The sequence below is a fragment of the Psychrobacter sp. CX10 genome, assembly GCF_057621575.2.
Genome location: NZ_CM177736.1, coordinates 576,555 through 597,861 on the forward strand (window position 1 = coordinate 576,555; position 21,307 = coordinate 597,861).

19 protein-coding genes are annotated in these 21,307 nt (G+C 37.2%); 12 read left to right on the forward strand and 7 right to left on the reverse strand.

The window, feature by feature from the left end:
* The first annotated feature begins 243 nt into the window (after positions 1-243).
* Entirely contained in the window at positions 244-897 is a 654-nt protein-coding gene (gene adk, locus AC21OH_RS02365; protein WP_487370633.1) for an adenylate kinase, read from the forward strand.
* Positions 898-1,312: 415 nt separating this feature from the next.
* On the opposite strand, the gene secB is transcribed toward adk, so the two are convergent.
* The 4 genes from secB to rsgA form a co-directional block, all read right to left on the reverse strand.
* Positions 1,313-1,756 (reverse strand): protein-export chaperone SecB, encoded by a 444-nt coding sequence (gene secB / locus AC21OH_RS02370; RefSeq protein ID WP_486535905.1) that lies wholly within the window; start codon positions 1,754-1,756, stop codon positions 1,313-1,315.
* A gap of 113 nt (positions 1,757-1,869) precedes the next feature.
* On the reverse strand, positions 1,870-2,133 hold the full coding sequence (gene grxC / locus AC21OH_RS02375; protein ID WP_486535904.1) for a glutaredoxin 3: 264 nt from the start codon (positions 2,131-2,133) through the stop codon (positions 1,870-1,872).
* A 129-nt stretch (positions 2,134-2,262) separates the two neighbouring features.
* On the reverse strand, positions 2,263-2,691 hold the full coding sequence (locus AC21OH_RS02380) for a rhodanese-like domain-containing protein (protein WP_487370632.1): 429 nt from the start codon (positions 2,689-2,691) through the stop codon (positions 2,263-2,265).
* Between the two features lie 239 nt (positions 2,692-2,930).
* On the reverse strand, positions 2,931-4,112 hold the full coding sequence (gene rsgA / locus AC21OH_RS02385) for a ribosome small subunit-dependent GTPase A (RefSeq protein ID WP_487370599.1): 1,182 nt from the start codon (positions 4,110-4,112) through the stop codon (positions 2,931-2,933).
* 336 nt (positions 4,113-4,448) lie between these two features.
* Here rsgA and orn point away from each other — a divergent pair, with 336 nt between their 5' ends.
* Positions 4,449-5,036 (forward strand): oligoribonuclease, encoded by a 588-nt coding sequence (orn, locus tag AC21OH_RS02390; protein WP_487370597.1) that lies wholly within the window; start codon positions 4,449-4,451, stop codon positions 5,034-5,036.
* An 83-nt stretch (positions 5,037-5,119) separates the two neighbouring features.
* Here the strand turns inward: orn and AC21OH_RS02395 are convergent, their stop codons facing one another.
* Both AC21OH_RS02395 and AC21OH_RS02400 read right to left on the reverse strand, forming a co-directional pair.
* Complete coding sequence (locus AC21OH_RS02395; protein ID WP_487370596.1) at positions 5,120-6,211, reverse strand: UDP-2,3-diacylglucosamine diphosphatase; 1,092 nt, start codon at positions 6,209-6,211, stop codon at positions 5,120-5,122.
* Positions 6,212-6,292: 81 nt separating this feature from the next.
* Positions 6,293-6,805, reverse strand: a complete 513-nt coding sequence (locus AC21OH_RS02400; protein WP_487370631.1) for a peptidylprolyl isomerase — start codon at positions 6,803-6,805, stop codon at positions 6,293-6,295.
* 548 nt (positions 6,806-7,353) lie between these two features.
* On the opposite strand from AC21OH_RS02400, the gene AC21OH_RS02405 reads away from it, so the two are divergent.
* Entirely contained in the window at positions 7,354-9,162 is a 1,809-nt protein-coding gene (locus AC21OH_RS02405) for a glutamine--tRNA ligase/YqeY domain fusion protein (protein ID WP_487370595.1), read from the forward strand.
* A 266-nt stretch (positions 9,163-9,428) separates the two neighbouring features.
* Positions 9,429-9,962: a TFIIB-type zinc ribbon-containing protein gene (locus AC21OH_RS02410; protein WP_487370594.1), complete on the forward strand. Its 534-nt coding sequence runs from the start codon at positions 9,429-9,431 to the stop codon at positions 9,960-9,962.
* 270 nt (positions 9,963-10,232) lie between these two features.
* On the opposite strand, the gene AC21OH_RS02415 is transcribed toward AC21OH_RS02410, so the two are convergent.
* On the reverse strand, positions 10,233-12,023 hold the full coding sequence (locus AC21OH_RS02415) for an aminotransferase class I/II-fold pyridoxal phosphate-dependent enzyme (protein ID WP_487370593.1): 1,791 nt from the start codon (positions 12,021-12,023) through the stop codon (positions 10,233-10,235).
* 460 nt (positions 12,024-12,483) lie between these two features.
* On the opposite strand from AC21OH_RS02415, the gene msrB reads away from it, so the two are divergent.
* The 8 genes from msrB to AC21OH_RS02455 all read left to right on the forward strand — a co-directional run bounded on the left by msrB (position 12,484) and on the right by AC21OH_RS02455 (position 21,166).
* Complete coding sequence (msrB, locus tag AC21OH_RS02420) at positions 12,484-12,912, forward strand: peptide-methionine (R)-S-oxide reductase MsrB (protein ID WP_486535896.1); 429 nt, start codon at positions 12,484-12,486, stop codon at positions 12,910-12,912.
* Positions 12,913-13,177: 265 nt separating this feature from the next.
* Positions 13,178-13,654, forward strand: coding sequence for a glutathione peroxidase (locus AC21OH_RS02425; protein ID WP_486535895.1), 477 nt, complete (start codon positions 13,178-13,180; stop codon positions 13,652-13,654).
* Between the two features lie 368 nt (positions 13,655-14,022).
* Positions 14,023-14,616 (forward strand): 6-pyruvoyl trahydropterin synthase family protein, encoded by a 594-nt coding sequence (locus AC21OH_RS02430; RefSeq protein ID WP_487370592.1) that lies wholly within the window; start codon positions 14,023-14,025, stop codon positions 14,614-14,616.
* A gap of 141 nt (positions 14,617-14,757) precedes the next feature.
* The gene (gene tsaE, locus AC21OH_RS02435; protein WP_487370591.1) at positions 14,758-15,270 is read left to right on the forward strand and encodes a tRNA (adenosine(37)-N6)-threonylcarbamoyltransferase complex ATPase subunit type 1 TsaE; all 513 of its coding nucleotides are present in this window, start codon (positions 14,758-14,760) and stop codon (positions 15,268-15,270) included.
* 263 nt (positions 15,271-15,533) lie between these two features.
* Positions 15,534-17,549 (forward strand): DNA mismatch repair endonuclease MutL, encoded by a 2,016-nt coding sequence (gene mutL / locus AC21OH_RS02440; protein WP_487370590.1) that lies wholly within the window; start codon positions 15,534-15,536, stop codon positions 17,547-17,549.
* Between the two features lie 147 nt (positions 17,550-17,696).
* Entirely contained in the window at positions 17,697-18,734 is a 1,038-nt protein-coding gene (gene miaA, locus AC21OH_RS02445; RefSeq protein ID WP_487370630.1) for a tRNA (adenosine(37)-N6)-dimethylallyltransferase MiaA, read from the forward strand.
* Positions 18,735-18,956: 222 nt separating this feature from the next.
* Positions 18,957-19,601 (forward strand): RNA chaperone Hfq, encoded by a 645-nt coding sequence (gene hfq / locus AC21OH_RS02450; protein ID WP_487370589.1) that lies wholly within the window; start codon positions 18,957-18,959, stop codon positions 19,599-19,601.
* A gap of 566 nt (positions 19,602-20,167) precedes the next feature.
* Positions 20,168-21,166 carry a KpsF/GutQ family sugar-phosphate isomerase gene (locus AC21OH_RS02455; protein WP_487371186.1) on the forward strand — a complete coding sequence of 333 codons (999 nt, stop codon included), beginning with the start codon at positions 20,168-20,170 and terminating at the stop codon, positions 21,164-21,166.
* Positions 21,167-21,307 lie beyond the last annotated feature (141 nt).

Sequence of the window (21,307 nt, forward strand, 5' to 3'; positions counted from 1 at the left end):
TTTCTGACTATACAATAAGAAGCCAGTATTTAGCGTTTTATTAAAATAAAAGATGGTGAAATAATAGGCTACGTAGCTTAAAACAACAAAAGTTCAAGACAACTAAGTTTAGTACTCAAAATTTCAAGACCATCTAGCGCTAAGCCATAAAGTACTAGACAACTTATAGCTAAACACTGTGATATAGGTTTATATAAAGACATAAATTACCTATCACTTAAACCAAGAGGATAACAACTTATGATGCGTATTATACTGCTAGGACCTCCGGGGGCGGGTAAAGGTACCCAAGCTCAATTTATCTCAAAAGAATTCGATATCCCTCAGATTTCAACAGGAGATATGCTGCGCGCTGCTATTAAAGAAGGAACAGAGCTCGGTAAGAAAGCGAAAAGTATCATGAAGACGGGCGGGTTAGTATCCGATGACCTAATCATCAATCTTGTCAAAGAACGTATCGCTAAGCCGGACTGTGCCAATGGTTGTATTTTTGATGGTTTTCCACGCACTATACCACAAGCGGCTGCCTTAGTAGATGCGGGTGTAGACATTGATCATGTGGTTGAAATAAGTGTGCCAGACGATGAAATAGTTAATCGTCTTTCTGGCCGTCGTCAGCATCCTGGATCCGGACGTGTGTATCATATGATTCACAATCCTCCTAAGGAAGAAGGCGTTGATGATGTGACGGGTGAGCCACTAATACAACGTGAAGATGACAAAGAAGAGACTATCCGAGATCGCTTAGCTACCTATCACGATCAAACCTCTAAACTTGTCGACTTTTATCAGAAAAAAGCGAATCAAAACCCAGATGCTGCTCAATATCATCAGTTTGATGGTACTAAAGACATAGAAGTGGTTAAGAATAATATTCTAAAAGCTTTAAAAGGGTAGTTTATTAGTTTTAGTACGATAAGTAACATCAATAAAAAAAGCTTCTATATATGCAGAAGCTTTTTTTTGTTCGAAGCTTTTTATTCATGTAGTCAGCGAACTTGTAAAGAGTCACAATGTTAACCTCGTTAAGCCTACCCTAGTAGTACTTGCACTCGGTTGCCATGTGACTACTTTAAAGTTCTTTGACTATAGTATTAGGAGATACTTACAGGGGTTGCCTCCATTAAAGACACGCCCTTATAATAGATTAAATAGAAAAAGACCGCAAAAGCGGTCTTTTTAATTTATTCAAATATAAGTATTTAAGCTAAGTCTTGAACATGAGATATTAAGCTTAACATTCAGTTGGATTAGACACTATAGCGTTAAACCTTAAATAGTGCATATCTGTAAATAGTGCATATCTGAATGATTAAGCATTACCTTGAACTTGCTGTTGGCTTTGTGCATAAGCTTGATCAAAGTTAACAGGAGCTAAAAGTAATTGTGGGAAGCTACCACGGGTCACGATATCACTAATTACTTCGCGAGCGTATGGGAATAATACGTTAGGGCAATATGCGCCTAGGATTTGACCCATTTGATCTTCTGGGATGTCTTTTAATAAGAAGATACCACCTTGATGCACTTCAGCGATAAAAGCTGGCTCACCTGAGTTTTGAGCATTAACGGTTACTGTTAATATAACTTGATAATGATCATCATCAAGTTTTTTAGCGTCCGTAGCTAAGTTAATATCAAGCTCTGGTTGCCATTCCTTAGTAAATACTTCAGCACCTGGAACTTCAAGAGACATATCTTTTACGTAGATGCGTTCTAATGCCAATTGAGGTTGTGCTTGTTCTTGCTCTGCCATGATAGCTGTCCTTTATTAAAATTAAAAAAATAAATAAAAATGAAAGATAATCAGAGTAAATTAAAATTAAATCTTAATCATCAAGGTACAAGTAGCACCTTAACATAATACGATTAAGCATTAACCATTTCATCAAGTTTACCGTCTTGGTTTAATTGATTAAGCTCATCAAATCCACCAATAAACGTTTCACCAATAAATATTTGCGGTACAGTACGATAGTTATTAGTTTTTTTCATAAGATTCATACGCTCATCAGAGCTAATGTCGTGCATGCCAATCTCTTCAAATTCAATATCTTTAGAATTTAAAAGTTGTTTTGCATTGGTGCAATATGGACAAATTGGGGTAGTATAGACCGTTACAGTAGCAGTCATGATAAATCCTTATATTGTATATAGTGAGTTTATAAACAAATTTAAATAAAATACTTATGTGTCAATAGGGGACGTCAATATACGGTGTAAATTCAGGGGTATTAAATCAAACAAAATTAAAGTTAATAATTAACGCGCTTTAGCTTTGCTATTAATGGTTTTACCTTTGGTAGACTTGCCACCGACTAAAGGCATACCTGCAGCTTGCCAACCACCTATGCCACCATCTAAGCGGAACACATTAGGCTTACCTATCATCTGTACTGCTGCACCTGCTTGTATGCCCATATCACATACCACCACGATAGGTGCGTCAATCGCTTGAATTTCAGTAAGCCGATCTTTAAGACTCGTAAATGGAATGTTACGACTACCTTGAATGTGACCAGTTTCAAACTTTTTATTAGAACGTATATCAATAATCTGTGCATTTTCAGAATTTACAAGGGTTCCCAAAGCATTAGGTGATATCTTCTTACCACTTCTCTTATTCTCAACTGCAAAAAATAGAACCAAAAGTACAGCTAAAGTACCAAATAAAAATGGGTGGTTACCCATAAATTCAAGCCAACGATCTAATGACAAAACACTTCTCCAATAATAAACTTTATGTATAATATTATAACGTGATAGACCTTAGAATGCATCATACAATACAGTCAACCCTACATAAACCTTGTATCGTTTTAAATATTCTATAAGACGCACTGCTTCCATGAAAGGCGCTGCTTTAAAAAGCGACATAATATTAAACCTTTTCAGTTAAACGACCGTCTGCTGATAATGCTGTATTTAAATTACCTATAATCCTGAGTATCTGCTTCAGCTTGTAAGGTAACGAGACTCTCAACGCGCCGTTTTAGTACTTTATTGTCATCAACTGCTTGCCATAATGCACACCCTTTACTATTGTGAGTGTGCTTACAGTCTCGAAACTTACAGTCTGCTGAAAGTGGATATAACTCTTTAAACCCTGCTATGACATCCTCTGGGGTCAGATGCCATACTCCATATTCACGTATACCAGGCGTATCCACGATGCCCCCTTGAGACAAATCATTCGGAACAAAGGGTAATAAACAGCTTGTCGTTGTTGTATGTTGACCAAGTTTTGAATTGGTCGAGATAACGTTAACGCTCTGATCGGAGTTGGGCAACATAGCGTTTACTAAGGTGCTTTTACCGACACCAGATTGTCCAGCAAAGATTACCAGCTTGTTTTTAATTTTGTGCTGTAGCTCATCGACACTAATGATCCGCTCCATAAGTGAGTCTTGGATGGTGTCATTGTCTAATTTAGACGCTGATTGAGATGCTGATGGTTCTAACGGTGCAGATTGATAAAGACTGTTCTCAGGGCAAGGAGCAGCAGTTAATACAGTTTCATAGCCTAGATTTTTGTAGTCAATTAATAGGTTTTCAGTAGGGGCATGATCTTCATTATTCAATAAATCTGCTTTATTTAATACTAATAATGGGGTCACACCCGCATGATGACAAACAACCAAATATCTATCAATAAGACCAGGTGCGGCGGCGGGTAAAGGTGCAAATACAATGGCTAAAATATCAATATTTGCAGCCACTGGTTTTAGTTTATGATATCGATCTGGACGTGAGATGATAGAGGTACGGTTTTGAACAGATTCGATTCGACCAAACCCAGTATTTGGGTCAGCCGTCCAGCGCACCTTGTCTCCTGTGGCCAGCATAGGAAGATTAGTGCGGGCGTGGCAGCGCCATATGTCATGCATCTTCATCTCTTGCCAAAAGGGCTCAGGCTCACCCTCAGCTACAATAGGCGGTTCAGGTATATGTTTTGGAAGTGACGTAACCTGTACCTCAAGCTGCTTACCATAGTGCGCCATAACAACACCATCCATTAGACTATCATTGTCTAAGTCTTGCTGTTGGTCTTGCTGTTTACTAATGCGGCGAAGCTGTTGTTTAGTAAGTTTGCGTTGTCTTATTAGCGCCATATTATTTGATTACCGTGTTTAATGTTTGGATGAATTATTTAATTAAATTCGGTATGAAAAGCCGATTATAAAATGTAGTAGAATTTACTAAGTTTTATAATTCTAAAGCTTAATAACTAGAATTGTATGAAGTCTCTGCATGAAATTTGTTACTATAGACATTCTAAAAATCTCATACAGTCAGTGAATAACTAAACGGCTACGGTATTAATCTAGCTTAGCTAACTGCATATTAAGTTCACAAGTATGTTCATTCGATTAGCGTGTAACCATTTCAGACTTCATTGATTATAGATGATATTTTGAAAGGTTTAATTTCATAAAATAGGATTAATAATGGGAACGACCAACCACCCTAACAAAATAAAAATTAAAAACCAAGGTAAAAAAGGTTTGGTATGGATAGACCTTGAGATGACTGGGCTTGATACCATGCACGATGATATTATAGAGATTGCGACTATCGTGACTGATGATGATCTTTATGTATTGGCTGATGGCCCTGTTTATGCCATCAAAGTGTCAGATCAGAAGCTAAACGCGATGGATGAATGGAATACGAAACAACATGGCGAATCTGGCTTAATTGATAGAGTACGTAGAAGCCAAGTGACGTTAGAAGAAGCTGAGGCAGGTACGATAGCATTCTTGAATAAATGGGTTGATGAAGGCAAATCGCCGATGTGTGGCAATTCTATCTGTCAAGACCGCCGCTTTTTGGCAAGGCAGATGCCAGCACTGGAAAAGTTTTTTCATTACCGAAATCTAGATGTATCTTCAATCAAAGAGCTTTGTTATAGGTGGCGACCAGACGTACTCAAAGGGGTTGAAAAGACGGGATCGCATCTAGCAATGGACGATATTCGGGACTCCATTAGAGAATTAAAGCATTACAGACAACATTTTTTTAAACTTTTGGATTAAATTGCCTAAAATTAATTGCTCTAATTAGCAATTGTTGAATTAAACATCCGCAACTTAACACTGGTTAACCTAAAGTAGTTTAATTAAACAGTGCGTAGTTTGTGCTTAAAGCGCACCAATTGGAAGTTTTCAGATTCTGATGATTGTGAGTGTTCATGATTAAAAGTACTAGGTTCTAAAGTACTAGGTTCTAAAATATCAGGCTCTAATGTAGTTATTCCTATAACTGCCTCTACATAACCTTTAGATGAATAAGTAAGCTTTAATTTATCATCGTTAAGTTTGGGGTTGTCATGGTTTATATTTAATGCATTTTTTATAAAATGACTGCTTTGCTCAAGATTACTTTGCTCAAGATTGGTTTGCTCAAGATTGCTTTGCTTATGTTCGAAAATGAGTTTGTCAGTATTAAGTACTCTCCAATCGCCTAATACATAGCGAGGTTTATCATCCATCGTTTGATGACAAGCGGGTCGATGGGTATGACCATGTATAAGGACATCTACCTTATGGATAGCTTTGTCGACTGCCGCATAATTAACATCCATAATCAACTCATTTTTGGATGATTTATCTGAGGCACTTCTTTTTCGAATTTTATCAGCGAGTTTCTCACGCTGCGATATAGAACGTCTTAACAGTCCCCATTTTATTGGTCGAAAGCGTAAGACCTTGCGCATGCGCTGATATGCCACATCGTCTGTACAAAGGGCATCCCCATGCTCAAGCCTTACTGTTAAGCTGCCAATTTTTGATGTATAAGGTTCTTTAATAAGTTGACCATGAAAGGTGTCGCATAGATCTTGTGAGATTAGAAAATCTCTATTGCCATGCATCACGTAGGTTTGACACCCTGTTGTGTGTAATTGTTTTAATTGTAAAATAAGTGGGGTTAACCAATGTCTCTGTTTTTGAGCATGAGATAAGCTTAAATAGGCATCGTCACCAATCCAAATATCAAACCAATCCCCGAGAATATAAAGCTCATTAAGGTTAGGTAACTGACAACAGTCATCTAATAGAGCTGAAAAAGCCTGCACTAATGCAGACTCCTCAGCTGACAAATGTAAATCACTAACAAACACACGCTTTATATCATGCGGGCGTGTGGTTATTAAGTGATTATAATTGATAACATAAGGTCTATCGGTGTCATAAATGTCTGAATAAGTCATTTTTACTTTTTTTAATCAATAAATTTTAATAAATAATATTGAGCTAATGTTATCGAGCGTTGTTAATAACTTGTTAAGGCATTATTTGCTAACGACTGTCGCTGTGTTGATGAATACAGCTTCATTAGGCACATCGGCATGCATACCAGAACGTCCAGTAGATACACCTTCGATTTTCTTAACAACATCCATGCCGTCGGTCACTTTGCCAAATACAGTATAGCCCCAACCTTGCATGTTTTTACCAGTATGATTTAAGAAACCATTGTCATTTACATTGATAAAGAATTGACTGGTAGCTGAATGTGGGTCTTGAGTACGTGCCATGGCAATTGAACCTTCTTCGTTCTTAAGGCCGTTGTCCGCTTCATTTTCAATCGGCGCGTTAGTCGATTTTTCTTTCATATTTGCGTCCATACCACCACCTTGAATCATAAAGTTTGGTATAACACGATGAAAAATAGTACCGTTATAATGACCTGACTCAACATAGTTAATAAAGTTATCAACCGTTTTAGGTGCTTTTTCTTCATTTAGTTCAATAGTAATGTCACCCATTGAAGTGTTAAGTTGTACGACTGGATGTTCGCTCATTTGAGTCTCCTTATAATTGGTTTTAGAGATAGCGTCATTTTCGTGGACACTATCATTGACATGGTTGTTTGAGTTGGCACAGCCCATAAGGAACATGGGTAGTAAAAAACCACCTATGCCAAAATTTCTTAATGCAATCATTTCACCCTCGATGGTTTGTTAATTACCAAACGTTAATTAGCTTTAAGATGGTTTGGAACTTTCAAATTTATTTTTAATAACATTTATTTTGATAACAGGCTATATATAAAAACTATTAGTGACTTCCAAAATATAGATATCAGTAATTAAAGTTTTTTTGAACAAAGCTATTCTTGATCAAAGTAATTAGGGATAAAGGCAATTATACAATAAGTTATTAGCGATTAAGTTATCAAAGGCGATAGTCTAACGCCTTTTTTTATTGATGTCATGTGTCTAGCTGTTACAGGGTTTGGTAAACCTGTTAGAATAGGCTTAATGATGTATTTTAAAAATCTAGTTTTTAAATCACCTTCTATCTATCCAAATATAAATCTTCCTAATTTAAGTGACAGGAGCACGCGTTTATGAGTCATGCGAACAGCGTCAAAGGCAACCTTGGCAACCCTAAAAATAACAGCAATTCTGCAAATAGTAATTCTTCTAATAGCACTCAAGACGCTCAAAAAAATGATTTTATACGTCATATTATTAGAGAAGATTTAGCCGAGAACAAGTACGATACAATCGTCACACGTTTTCCGCCTGAGCCAAATGGTTATCTGCACTTGGGACATGTTAAATCTATTTGTCTTAACTTTGGTGTGGCAAACGAATTCGGTGGCGTGTGCAATTTACGCTTCGATGACACCAACCCGTTGGCTGAAAAACAAGATTATATTGATAATATCGAAAAAGATGTGAAGTGGTTGGGGTTTGATTGGGTAGGGGAGCCACAACATGCTTCAGGTTATTTTGATCAATTGTATAAGTGGGCGGTTCAGCTAATAGAACAAGGCGACGCTTACGTTGATCTACAAACACCAGAACAAATAAAAGACAATCGAGGTTCGTTCAAAGAACCTGGTACGCCGTCTCCACAACGTGATGCGAGTATTAAAGATAATCTAAAGTTATTTGAAGATATGCGCGCAGGTAAGTTTGAAGATGGTGAAGCGGTGCTACGTGCCAAAATTGACATGGACAGCCCTAATATGAATATGCGAGATCCAGTGATTTATCGTGTACTTCATCAAGAACATCATCAAACGGGTGATAAATGGTGTATCTACCCTATGTATGATTTTGCGCATCCTTTATCAGATGCCATCGAAAAGGTAACCCATTCGCTATGTACCCTTGAATTTGAAGATCACCGTCCATTCTATGATTGGGTAATTGAAAAAATTGGTGAAAAAGGAGGTATCTATAGAGCGCCGCATCAATATGAATTTAGTCGCTTAAATGTGGATCATACCTTAACCAGTAAACGTAAGCTTAAACAATTGGTTGATGAAGAGATTGTAGAGGGCTGGGATGACCCACGAATGCCAACTGTCGCCGGTATGCGTCGACGCGGTTATACGCCTGAAGGTCTGCGAGATTTTTGTGAGCGTGTAGGTATCACCAAAGCGGATAGTGTTGTTGACTTTCGGTTGTTAGAGTTTAGTGTTCGTCAATCATTAGAAAATTCCACAGCTCGTGGTATGGCAGTTTTAAAGCCACTTAAAGTTACAATAACAAATTTTGATAAAGCAATCAGCGAGTGGCAAGATCTAAAAGCTGAGAGTGTGACTGCGCGATATGATGATGCCAACAAAACCCTATGGTTAACTCAGCCAAAACATCCTAATGTTGATATGGGTGAGCGTGAGATTCCATTTACAGATACCATCTATATTGATCAAGGGGACTATGAGCTCGAACCTCCAAAAGGTTACAAACGTTTGTCTCCTGAAAAGACTGAAATACGCTTACGAAATACTTATATATTATCAGTGACTAACCATGTTCTAGATGATAATGGAGATGTCGTAGCATTGGAAGCCACGATTGATAAGACCACCTTAGGTAAAAACCCAGAAGATCGAAAAGTAAAAGGTGTTATTCATTGGGTATCTGCAAGTCAAGGGGTGCCGGCTAAAATACGGTTATATGATCATTTGTTTAGCATAGAAGATCCAAGTAGTGTTGACGATGTTCACGATGCGTTAAATCCCAATTCATTAACTGAGCTTGATGCCATAGTTGAGCCTTCACTTGCTAATTGTGAAGCAGGAAGCCGTTTCCAGTTTGAACGTGAAGGGTATTTTGTCGCTGATAGTAAGCTGCATACGTCAGAAAAGCCAGTGTTTAATGAGATTGTTAGCTTGAGAGATAGTTTTAAGCCTGACTAAGAAATGCTGTTTAGTTGAACTCGCAATTTTTAAGCGAGTTTTAAAGACATACTTAAATAAAAAAGAGTATGTCTTGTTTTATGGTTGAACAGTGAAAAACACTTAGCTTTGTCTTAAGTCTTTGATATATAAATGAATTTAAAAATAGTATTAAAATAGAGTCTAGTAATTGAACAATAGTTCATAAAATGGTGTATTCTGTCATTATTAGTAATCAATTCGAGACTAAAATGCAATTAGACTGCTACAAATGCAAGACTAATACCATGGAGCCCAATCTGCTTGAGGGAAGTTTAGAAACCTTGAAGTGTTCGACCTGTAAGGGTCTCTATCTTAATTTATCCACTTATAGAGCGTGGTTAGAGGCTAAAACACTGTCGCAGCGTAATGCTAACAAACTAAACTTGAGCAGTCAGCCTGATACATTTAAGTTTATAGAAGCTGAGAACACTCAGGGCGCTATAATCTGTCAGCAATGCGGCAAGTTCACAATTAAGTACGATATAGATAATGAATTTGATAACACCATTAATGTTTGCGAAACGTGTGATGCCATATGGTTGGATAGGGGAGAATGGCAGCTCTTAAAGTACTTAAATATTGAAAATAAGCTGACAAAAGTAATTAGCGACTCTTGGCAACGCCATCTAAGAGCGCAAGAAATGGAGAATGACTTCAAAACACTTTATCAGCAGAAGTTGGGTGATGACTACAATAAAGCAGAAGCGTTTGCACAATGGCTAGTATCACGTCCTAATAAATTTGAAATAATCCATTATCTTACAGAACGAAAGCTGTAACTTATTTTTAACGAAAGCTTACAAATTATGCTTATAACTCATGCTTATAACTTAAGATTTAAACGTTAGCTTTCAACTTAAGCAGTCAACTTATGTTTTAAAAACAGGTTTAAATAACAGCTTTCATATATTATGACTTAATCAGGGCCTGTTAATACTAAATTAATAGGCCCTGAATTTTTAGTCCTTTGATTCATTCCTTTCAAGAAATCTTATATTTAATACCGTCTACTTAATACCATCTATATCAATGAGCTACGAAAATAAGTTCTAAGCATTTTGGGTGTCATGACTGTTAACATTAGATTCAGAGTTATCATTATCTATAACATCAGTCGTATCTGTCCCGAACTTCTGACGCTGATTTGCAAAGAATCTCTCAATTCTATCCATCGCTTCTTCCAAATCATATAGGTTAGGTAAGAATACCACTCTAAAGTGATCTGGTGCATCCCAATTAAACCCGCTACCTTGCACCATCAGTACTTTTTCTTGATTCAATAATTGCATCATAAAATCTGTATCGTCTTCAATAGGATAGATTGAGCGGTCAATCTTAGGAAAACAATAAAAAGCCCCTTGAGGCATGGTGCACGAAATCCCTGGGATTGCATTTAACCGCTCAACCGCCATTTGACGTTGTTTATACAAGCGTCCATTAGGTTCTGTTAACGCTTTCATGCTCTGATAACCTCCAAGGGAAGTTTGAATAGCGTATTGAGCAGGCACGTTTGAACAAAGGCGCATAGAAGCCAGCATATCCAAACCTTCTATGAAGTCTTTGGCATGACTCTTATTACCCGAGAGCATCATCCAGCCTGCTCTAAAACCTGCAATGCGATGCGACTTTGATAGACCGTTATAAGATAATATCATCACATCTTGCGATAAAGTACACATGGGGGTATGAACGGCGTCATCATATAACACCCGATCATAAATCTCATCTGCCATGATCACTAAGTTGTATTCGCGAGCGAGATCTACAATTTGGTTCAACAATTCATCTGAATACAACGCACCAGTTGGGTTGTTTGGATTAATCACTACGATACCGCGCGTTTTATCCGTAATCTTAGCTCGTATATCTTCGATATCTGGTTGCCAGTTATCCGCTTCATTACATCGGTAATGCACAGCCGTTCCACCTGCAAGGTTAGTGGCTGCGGTCCACAGCGGATAGTCTGGCATAGGAATAAGCACCTCATCCCCATCATTCATCAGCGCTTGCATTGTCATAACAATTAATTCAGATACTCCATTACCTAGGTACACGTCTCTGATATCTACGGCAGACAATAACCCTTTTGATTGATAGTATTGCAAAATGGCTTTACGAGCAGAGAATATACCTTGTGAATCTGAATAGCCAGTAGCATTATGAAGGTTTAGCGCAACGTCTTGCAGAATCTCATGCGGCGCTTGAAGACCAAAAGGCGCAGGATTGCCAACATTTAGTTTGATAATTCGTTGTCCTTGCTGCTCCATTAAGTTGGCAGTTTTAAGAAGAGGGCCTCTAATGTCATAGCATACATTCTGCAGCTTTTCAGACTTTCTAAGAGGTTTGGGACTATTATGATTTGAATGTGTCATAGTCGATTCGCTTATACGTAATGGTGATGGATTTGAATGAGAACCGTTTTGGCTAGTTTTGCTTTGCGAGTCATTCTCTGCTTTATTATTTTGACTAGGGTTGCTGTTATTGTTATTAGAATTCGTATCGAGAGAACTATTCCTAGAAGTAGTATCTTGCTCGTTTTGAGCACTGTTAATTTTTCTACTTTTAGTAGGGTTACTGGTTTTGTTTAGATGGTATATTTTTTGATCGGGCTCACCTGTCAACAAATAACCTTCTGAGCAGTCTAGTAATTTGACCAAGGTAGGTATTTTTGAGGCAACAATACCATTTATGCCCCTTTCCCAATTTGATATTGCACCTCGGCTGACTTTCGCACCTGCCTCAGTCATTAGTGTTGCGAGCTGTTCGGCAGTAAGTCCTTTTGACTTACGCAAAGCGCTTAATCGTTTGCCTTGATCTTTGTATTCTAATGAGTCAGTCATAATACTGTCCAATATGGTATTTTGAGAACGATAGAGGTTTGAAGCTAAATCTAATTAGAAAGTTTAATAATTAATTATATTAGATCTATAATGCAAGATATTATTGCAAAACTAGACTGAGCGCAAGTATATATGATGCAAGTTTTACTTGCATTGATTGATTGTTATTTATAGAACGTTAAACATTCAAGATAACTGCCGATTATATAATCCACCAATTATAATAATTGATTTTAAAATGTGATTTACTGTTGAACAAATTTTGAGTACTTAGGTTTTATTGAACTCAAAGTGTTACAACCCCATCTATAGAGTATTGCGTTCCTATATATAGAAATCTTTAAAATGTAATCTAATACAATATGAATCCCTATTTATATACATAAGTCATATATAGAAGTTTAATCACTGATGTGGATATTTAGAAATTTTATAAATCAATCAAACCTAAGGAATCATTATGCAAGATTCACAATTAACCAAAGAAGAGATACAACAGCTTACTGATGCAGACTGGCGTGAGCGCTTGACCCAAGAAGAGTACAACGTTCTACGCCAAAAGGGTACGGAGCGTCCATTTACGGGTATACACAACGATATGAACGAACAGGGTACCTATCGCTGTAAAGGCTGCGGTACTAAATTGTTCGAATCAAAGAATAAATTTGATGCAGGATGTGGCTGGCCTAGTTTTGATGCTTCGGTTGACGACTCTGCAATAGATGAACATCTTGATACGTCGCATGGTATGCGCCGTGTTGAAGTTACCTGTAGCAATTGTGGTGGCCATTTAGGTCATGTGTTTCCTGATGGACCAAAAGAGACAACCGGCATGCGTTACTGTATAAACTCGGTGGCTATTGATTTAGAGCCTAGTGATACGCCTTAGTCATCAAAAACTAGGGGCTGTATTGAATTGATTTGTGGGACTGGCGGAGACTATTTTTTAGTCAATATGCAGGTGAATTTTAGCAGCTTAATCGTTCTAAGTTAGAATCGTAAGTTAGAACCGTTAATTATTAAAAGTCACATTATATTGGCAAAAAATAGCCCTGCTCCCCTCTCGAGCAAAGCTCTTGCCTTGCGAACGGAAAAAGCAATGCTTTGCTCGAGAACCGTTCTCAAGGCTGATATATAATAACAAGGATGCAATTATGACAACGATATACGATTTTAAAGCCAATGATTTAAGTGGTAATGAAGTTGATTTTAGTGACTTTAAGGATAAGGTTCTATTGATTGTGAATACTGCCAGTCAGTGTGGGTTCACACCTCAATTTGAAGGTCTTGAAAAGTTGTATCAAAAGTATAAGGATCAAGGACTTATCGTAATAGGCTTCCCATGCAATCAGTTTGGCAGTCAGGATCCCGGTTCGAATGAAGAAATTGGTTCTTTTTGTCAAAAAAATTATGGCGTTAGCTTTTTGATGATGGAGAAAGTTGATGTTAATGGTAAAAATGAGCATCCGATATTTACTTGGCTTAAAAAGCAAGAGGGTGGTTTTTTAACAAGTGGGATCAAATGGAACTTTACAAAGTTTCTTGTAAACTCTAGTGGAGAGGTGACTGATCGCTATGCCTCGTTATCAAAACCTGAAGCTATTGAAAAAGACATACTAAAACTGCTTTAAAGCCGTTAAACCCTTATTTAACTTTATTAAATGAGTAAAACATGAATTATAAGCAGGTAGACTCGTTGATTATTTAATCTGTTGTCTGAATTAACTAATTCGCTTGCTTGCTCATTTGATTACCTGCTTATTTGCTTACTGGACTTAATGGATAGTGCTAAATAGCGTTATCCATTTTTGTTTGCGCGTTTAAATGTTAAACTGTATAGAAGTAGTGAGCTGTAGAAGTAATTTACATCTGATTCATAAACAGTCAGCGTCTACAAATTAAAAGCGCTTTATATCGATCTATTAAACCTTCCTGAAAGTGTCAGATAGGTTTTATTTTAAAAAATTAAAGTAGGTTAACAAAAGTAGTGAGAGAGTAAATGAGAATAAGAAAACTCTTTAAGTTTGAGAATGCGCATATAGTGCGTAACTGTAGTTCGGATAGATGTAAACGTTCGATCCATGGTCATAGCTATCAAATTGAGCTTATATTACAAGCTGATAGACTCGACAACGGACAAATGGTGTATGATTTTGGGTTATTAAAATCCTCTATTAAAGACATCATTGATAGCTTTGATCATGCCATCTGTTTTTGGAACAGAGATGACCCTGAATACATAGCAATGTGCAAAAAATTCAGTGCGCGGTGGATTAGCCTACCTGTTTCTCCATCTGCCGAGCAGTTTTCAAGGGTTATATTTTTTTGGGCACAAAATATTCTGAATCAAACTAAGATGGTCAATGGCGAAGCAGGCGTGAGTGTGTATTCCGTCATTGCTCATGAGACCGCAACTGGCTACGCACAATGTTTTGAGGAAGATGTCGCTAATGAAGATATGGGTATTCTTAAGCTCGAAGATTTTGAATTTAGTGATCAAGTTAAGCAGGAATGGCATGATCCCGAGATGTACTCTAAATTGATCGCAGGGGAGCCGTTCATCAATCCTGAGGTTCAGTTACAAATTAAATAGACCTTCCAAACATCCATAGAAATTTGGTCAGATTCACCTCCAAATTATCCCATAAATAAATCCTCGTTAAAGCTAATGTCTAATCAGGTTATACTTTTAATTCACTAGCTTTAATTTAAGTAGCTTTTGAGTGAGAACAATATGCCTCAAGAATCCACATCTGAATCTACCCCTATTATTTTATATTCTGAACAAGATACCAAAAGGTTTGCTGAGTGGTTAGCCAGTAACGAAATATTGGGCAGTGTATGGCTGATAGGGGATATGGGAGCTGGTAAAACAACTTTGACGCGCTATTGGTTACGCGCTCTAGGTCATGAAGGTGCTGTTAAAAGTCCAACCTATACCTTGGTAGAACCGTATGGATTGAATAATATGATTCAGAGTAGAAATAGCACGCTTGAGCGCGTTTATCATGCTGATCTTTACCGTTTACAAGATCCTGAAGAACTATCATTCATTGGTTTTGAAGAATATCTCGAAGATGACCATGCGCTTGTCATTATAGAGTGGGCCAGCAAAGCTTTAGAGTACTTACCAACACCGCTGATGAAAATTCATATAAAACTGGTTGAGTATGAAGGGAGTACTGTTAGACAAGTCCAAATTGAATCAGATGAAACGCTTGTTCTTGATGTTGATAACTATAAATAAAGATATAGTATTTAGTAGCTATCATTTGAATATCATAAATCTGCTAACAATAAGATGATACCAGTAATTGAATAACAGTAATTAAATAACAATAATATGATATCAGTAATTAAATAATAGTAATTAAATAACAGTAATTAAGCCACAGTAACTAAAGAACAAAATTGAGAAAATCGTTTTAATAAATTAAATTGAATAAAATAATGAACTTAAGCAATGGCCCTACAAACAACTTAAAGACCCTAAGTCAAAATGACCTAACAATGTATAGGCAGGGCAGCTCATCGTCTCGTAAAAATAATCTTTCACCCTCTAATGTGCCGTCGAATACCGCCTTAAATTCAAATCGTATCAAAAAACTATCACCACTTTTGGTCAATCAACTTGCAGCCGGGGAAGTCGTAACACGGCCAGCTTCGGTGGTAAAAGAGTTGGTAGAAAATGCTATTGACGCTGGTGCAACGTCTATTGATGTTCGAATTACACAGGGTGGAATGGGGTTTATAGAAGTAAGTGATAATGGCTACGGCATACATCCTGATGATATGGTTATGGCGGTAACACGTTTTGCCACCAGTAAAATAGCAGATGTGGCGCATCTACAAGGCATAGCGACGCTAGGTTTTAGAGGAGAAGCTCTGGCCGCTACTGCTTCAGTATCTAGACTGACATTAACCAGTAGCGCCAATCATAGTGGTATAGGACGTGCACTTAATGTAGCAGGTATTTTAGATGATTCGCCAGAACTCGTTCCCGTTGTCCACCCATGCGGTACAACCGTTACTGTTAGGGATTTATATTTTAATGTACCCGCGAGACGTGCTAATTTAAAATCGATTTCGACTGAATATGCTCATATTGAAGAAGTGGTTAAGTATTTGGCTTTGGTAGCCAGTGACATAAGTTTTAATCTGTGGCATAACGGTAAGAAGCGATTTCATTTCGAGCCAATTCAGCTTACAGATGATGAAGGTTTTGATAATATTGATGTGAATGTTTTGGATCATAGCCATGCTCATAGCAATAGCAATCGCCATGTGCCTACTGGTTTTCATCAGTCAGTTTTGTCTCGAATACGCTCAATTTTTCCAACCACACAGTCATCTTTATTTGATGTCTATAACCTTCAGCCTATTGCAATAGATTTAGAAGGATTGAGGGTTAATACCAGTCCGCCAATAACCCCATACTCTCATAACGAGACTGTCCTAGACGAGACTGTCCTAAACGACAATTCGCACCCTATAGATATTCAAGGTTTCTTGATTCCAAGCGATCAAAAGCATATTAATAACATATCTAAGTTGATATATATAAATGGACGGCTGGTTAAAGACAGTCGCATTTCTAAATGCATGCGAGACTGTGCTAAGGAAGTGAAAAGTTTAGGGTATGTTTTATTTTTTAGATTGCCAAAACAATGGCTAAACTTGAATGTGCACCCATCAAAGCAATGCATAAAAATTCAAAACTTAGGTAACATTATGGCTTATTTAGATGTGGGTACTAAGGATGCGCTGCGCGAGTGGAAAAAACGTCAGGTTAATTTAGAAACGGTTGAACAGCCAATCCAATCGTCTTTTAAGACGCCTCTAAAATCATCGTTGTCATCACATCATAGTCGACAAAATAGTCCACAAATAAACAACGAGGATCTCATTGATAAATCAGAGCTTGAGTTAGACGTTGGCAGCTTTGGTAGTGGTCGTTCTAGTAGCAGTTGTTCTAATAGCAAACATTATACTAGCAGTCGTTCTAAACATAGCTATTGCAGCGATACTGCGACATCCTCTACAAACACGGTACATTTGGGCATTGCTCAGGATAATTCACGTCAAAATGTTAGAGAGTCATCATTTCAATATCTAGCTAATTCGAGGGAACATAACCAATCCGATTTGACCTATAGTGAACATAATATAAGATGTTTGGGTATCTTTAATAACGACAATACCAACAACATAGTGGTTGATGCGTTTAAAGATCAGCTATCAGATCTAAGTGATCATTCAATGCTGGCCTTAGTGCAAATTGACACTGCTATGTGCTTGCTTGGATTGTCAGATTTGATGACGTCGATAAATATTAATTATATGGCAGATAATAAAATTAATGCTGCGCACATCAACCAATTGTTTGACCGTGTTTTAAGCTTACAAACAGACGTTGACCCAAAAGATATCGTTGATAATTTATCTGCTGCAGCGCTCGCCGAACTACAAATGCATGAGATTGTTGCAATTTTATTAAGTCAATCTAAATCCCTATATGATTCTTAATCCAAAAGAATATCCACATAGTTTATTCCTCTCATAAATCATCTTACATAACTTTCAATCGAGTATAACGTGTTCAATACCATTACAGATACCGCTCATTTATCAAAAGATTTGGATAAGTTACCTGATAACGCTGTGCTATGTTTGATGGCGCCTACGGCAAGTGGTAAAACGTCACTTGCATACGAGCTATATGATACTGGCCGAATCGAGCTTATATCTGTCGATTCTGCATTGATATATCGCGAAATGGACATTGGTACGGCGAAACCAACCCAAGAGGAACTTGAAAAATATCCCCATTATTTAGTTGATATCATTGACCCAACTGAAACATATAGTGTGGCTAATTTCGTGGAAGATATAGACGCATTAATAAATGACGTACATGCGAGAGGTAAGATTCCTCTGCTAGTCGGAGGGACGATGATGTACTACATGGCTTTGTTTGCTGGACTATCCCCAGTGCCTCAAACAGATTTTAAAGTACGAGAAGAGGTTGAACAGTGGCGACAAGAAGCTGGTATTAATACATTGTATCAATATTTATCAGAGGTTGATCCTGATATCGCCGAACGACTAAACATTAATGATTCACAGCGTATTACCAGAGCCATAGAAGTATTTAGACAAACTGGCAAGCCATTAAGTTATTGGCAGCAACTACCAAAACAGGCATTATCTGATAATCCAAATCAGCTCTGGATAGGCATAGCAGTAATGCCAGATAGAAAATGGCTGCACGAACGGATTGAATTGCGACTTAAGATGATGTGGGAGGAAGGGTTCGTTGATGAGGTCAAATACTTATTAAATAAATACGCGTTAACAGATGACGCCCCTTCTATGCGATGTGTGGGTTATCGTCAAGTTATTGATTATCTTATACAAACTAAAGATTCAAGTGTTCAACACTTACAAATTAAGTCAGACCATAACGATAAAGAGTCACAAATACAGCTATCTAAAAACCCTGATTATGATAAGGATATTTCTTGTCAACATATGAAAAATAAGGCATTATATGCAACTAGACAGCTTGCAAAGCGCCAATATACATGGCTTAGAAACCTATTGTCAACATATGGTACGAAAGAGGACGGGTCATTAAATTCAAATAACAAAATAGTCCTTAAGTTTTCAACCATGGAAGACGCTAAACGTTATATTATTTCATTAATATAAACTTTTAATCTTTTGTAATAGTTCTTTTTATTTATATGTGGTAACAAATTTAGTGTCATTTTATGACTCTTTTAGTATGATAAATGATAACGTATCCATAAAGTTATTTTAAATACTAGATTAGTCTGATTAAATAGTACATATTGAAATAATTAAGATTTTAAGAGGCTAACTTAACTTTGTCATCCATAAATAATAAATTAGAAAAAGGAGACACAAATTATGTCTAAAGGACAGACGTTACAAGATCCATTTTTAAATTCATTAAGAAAAGATCGTATTCCAGTATCTATATTTTTAGTTAATGGTATCAAGCTGCAAGGTCAGATTGAATCATTTGATCAATATGTCGTTCTACTAAAAAATACCGTGAGTCAAATGGTCTATAAACATGCCATATCAACTGTAGTTCCTGCTCGTAATCCTCGTAGTAGTAGCACGACGGCTCAAGGCGCTACCACGTCGCAATTGTCAGGTTTCCAAGGTGGGTTCGGTGCGGCACCTACCCCAACTGGGTTTGAGTCTGGTAGTTTTGCTAACAAACGCAGCAGCTTTAACCGTGGCGGCTTCCCTGAACGAGGTTTTAATCAAGAACGTGGCGGCCTTACTGAAGACCGTGACTTTGCCAATAAACGTGGCTTTGATAGTGATAAAGGCTTTGAGACGGACAATTCTTTTGATAATCGGTCTCAACAAGGTTTTGAAAATCGCGGATTTGCAGATAAAGGGTTTGCATATAAAGGGTTTGAAGATAAAGGTGCTGATACATCAAATATCTCAAGCTCAACATCCGATTCTAATAACTTAAAATCGGACTTTAATAGAAACCCTGATAATGAGTCTGGTGGGTTTAATAAAGAAGATTAGTATTTATTTAATTAGTATTTAGTTTTTAATTTATAAATATCATATTGTTCTGATTAATTAAACGTTAACTATATAGATTATTTTATAACTACTTGTGTACGCTTTAAAGCTAATAGAAAGCTAAGTGAAGAGTATTTAATATCTATTTAATGATTTAGGACTGTCTATCATCAACATTAAGTCAATAAATTAAATAATAACCAATATACTTAATATACGAATAGAACCTGCTTCAAGCAGGTTTTTTAATGACTATCGATTAATTTATTTTTATACCTTTTTAAAATCGCTACTATGAGCTCTTTAAAAACTTCTGATATTTTTTAATTGAGTGTCTATACATGGGTCTTTATAACCTAGCCCTCATATAACGATTACTGAATTACAGATGCTTTACATAGACGTTTGATATCGACCAATCTTAATATGCTAAACTTATGCTGTTAATAAGCTCATTAATAGACTCGTTATTTATTTATTAAACATAAAAACTGATTCATTAGCAGGCTAATTGTATCTTTAATTCGTATCTTGAATATATCTACTAAAAAGAAAATAATAAATTTATGACATCTCATACCTTATCTGATAAAGAGAAACGTTATATCGACTATGCTTCTGATGCCATTCGTACTGAACAGGCAGCTTTAGATTTATTAATAGGCCAACTTGATGAACGTTTTGTGAGTGCTTGTGATTTGATACTCAACTGCAGTGGACGAGTTGTTGTCACTGGGATGGGTAAATCAGGCCATATTGGACGTAAAATTGCGGCAACTTTTGCCTCTACTGGAACCCCAGCGTTCTTTATGCATCCAGGTGAAGCAGGTCATGGGGATCTGGGTATGTTAGTCACCGGAGATGTGCTATTAGCCATTTCAAATTCTGGCGAGTCAGATGAAATTAAAACATTACTACCTGTTGTCAAACAGTTGTCTATACCGCTCATAAGTATTAGCCGTGATAAACGTGGGATGTTACCCAAAAATGCAAACGTTGCATTAACCCTAGGCGCTTTTGATGAGGCATGCCCGTTAGGGTTAGCGCCCACATCAAGTACAACAGCAACATTGGCACTCGGTGATGCGATTGCAGTAACGCTTGTGCATCTACGAAATTTTACATCCGAAGATTTCGCAATGTCACATCCAGCAGGTGCTCTGGGACGCAAGCTGCTTATGCGAGTGAGTGATCTGATGCACAAGGATAAAAGTGAGCTTGAGTTGCCAACGGTCAATACGAGTACAAGCCTGCATGAAGCATTGTTCACCATGACTAGTGGACGTCTTGGTATGGCCGTGGTTATTGATTCAGACAGCAAAGTGGTGGGTATTTTTACTGATGGCGATTTGCGCCGAGCTCTTGAAAAACATATTGATTTAGACACGTCTATGCAGCAAATAATGACCCCAAACCCTAAGCAAATATCCAAAGATACACGTGCGTCTGATGCCTTAAGTATTATGAATGAATTAGAGATTAGTCAATTGTTAATTGTAGATGAAAACCTGCGCTTAGAGGGCGTTATTTCTATACATGATCTTATACAAGCAGGGGTGACGTAACACGCTCTTTAATCTGCAAATTTTTTGAAGGTTTAAAGGTGTTTTATATTCAACAGCCTCAATATAATTGCTTCAATCATGTATATAATAATCAAACAATAGACTTTAAAGCTTTAATGAAATGCTAGGAACATACTTAGT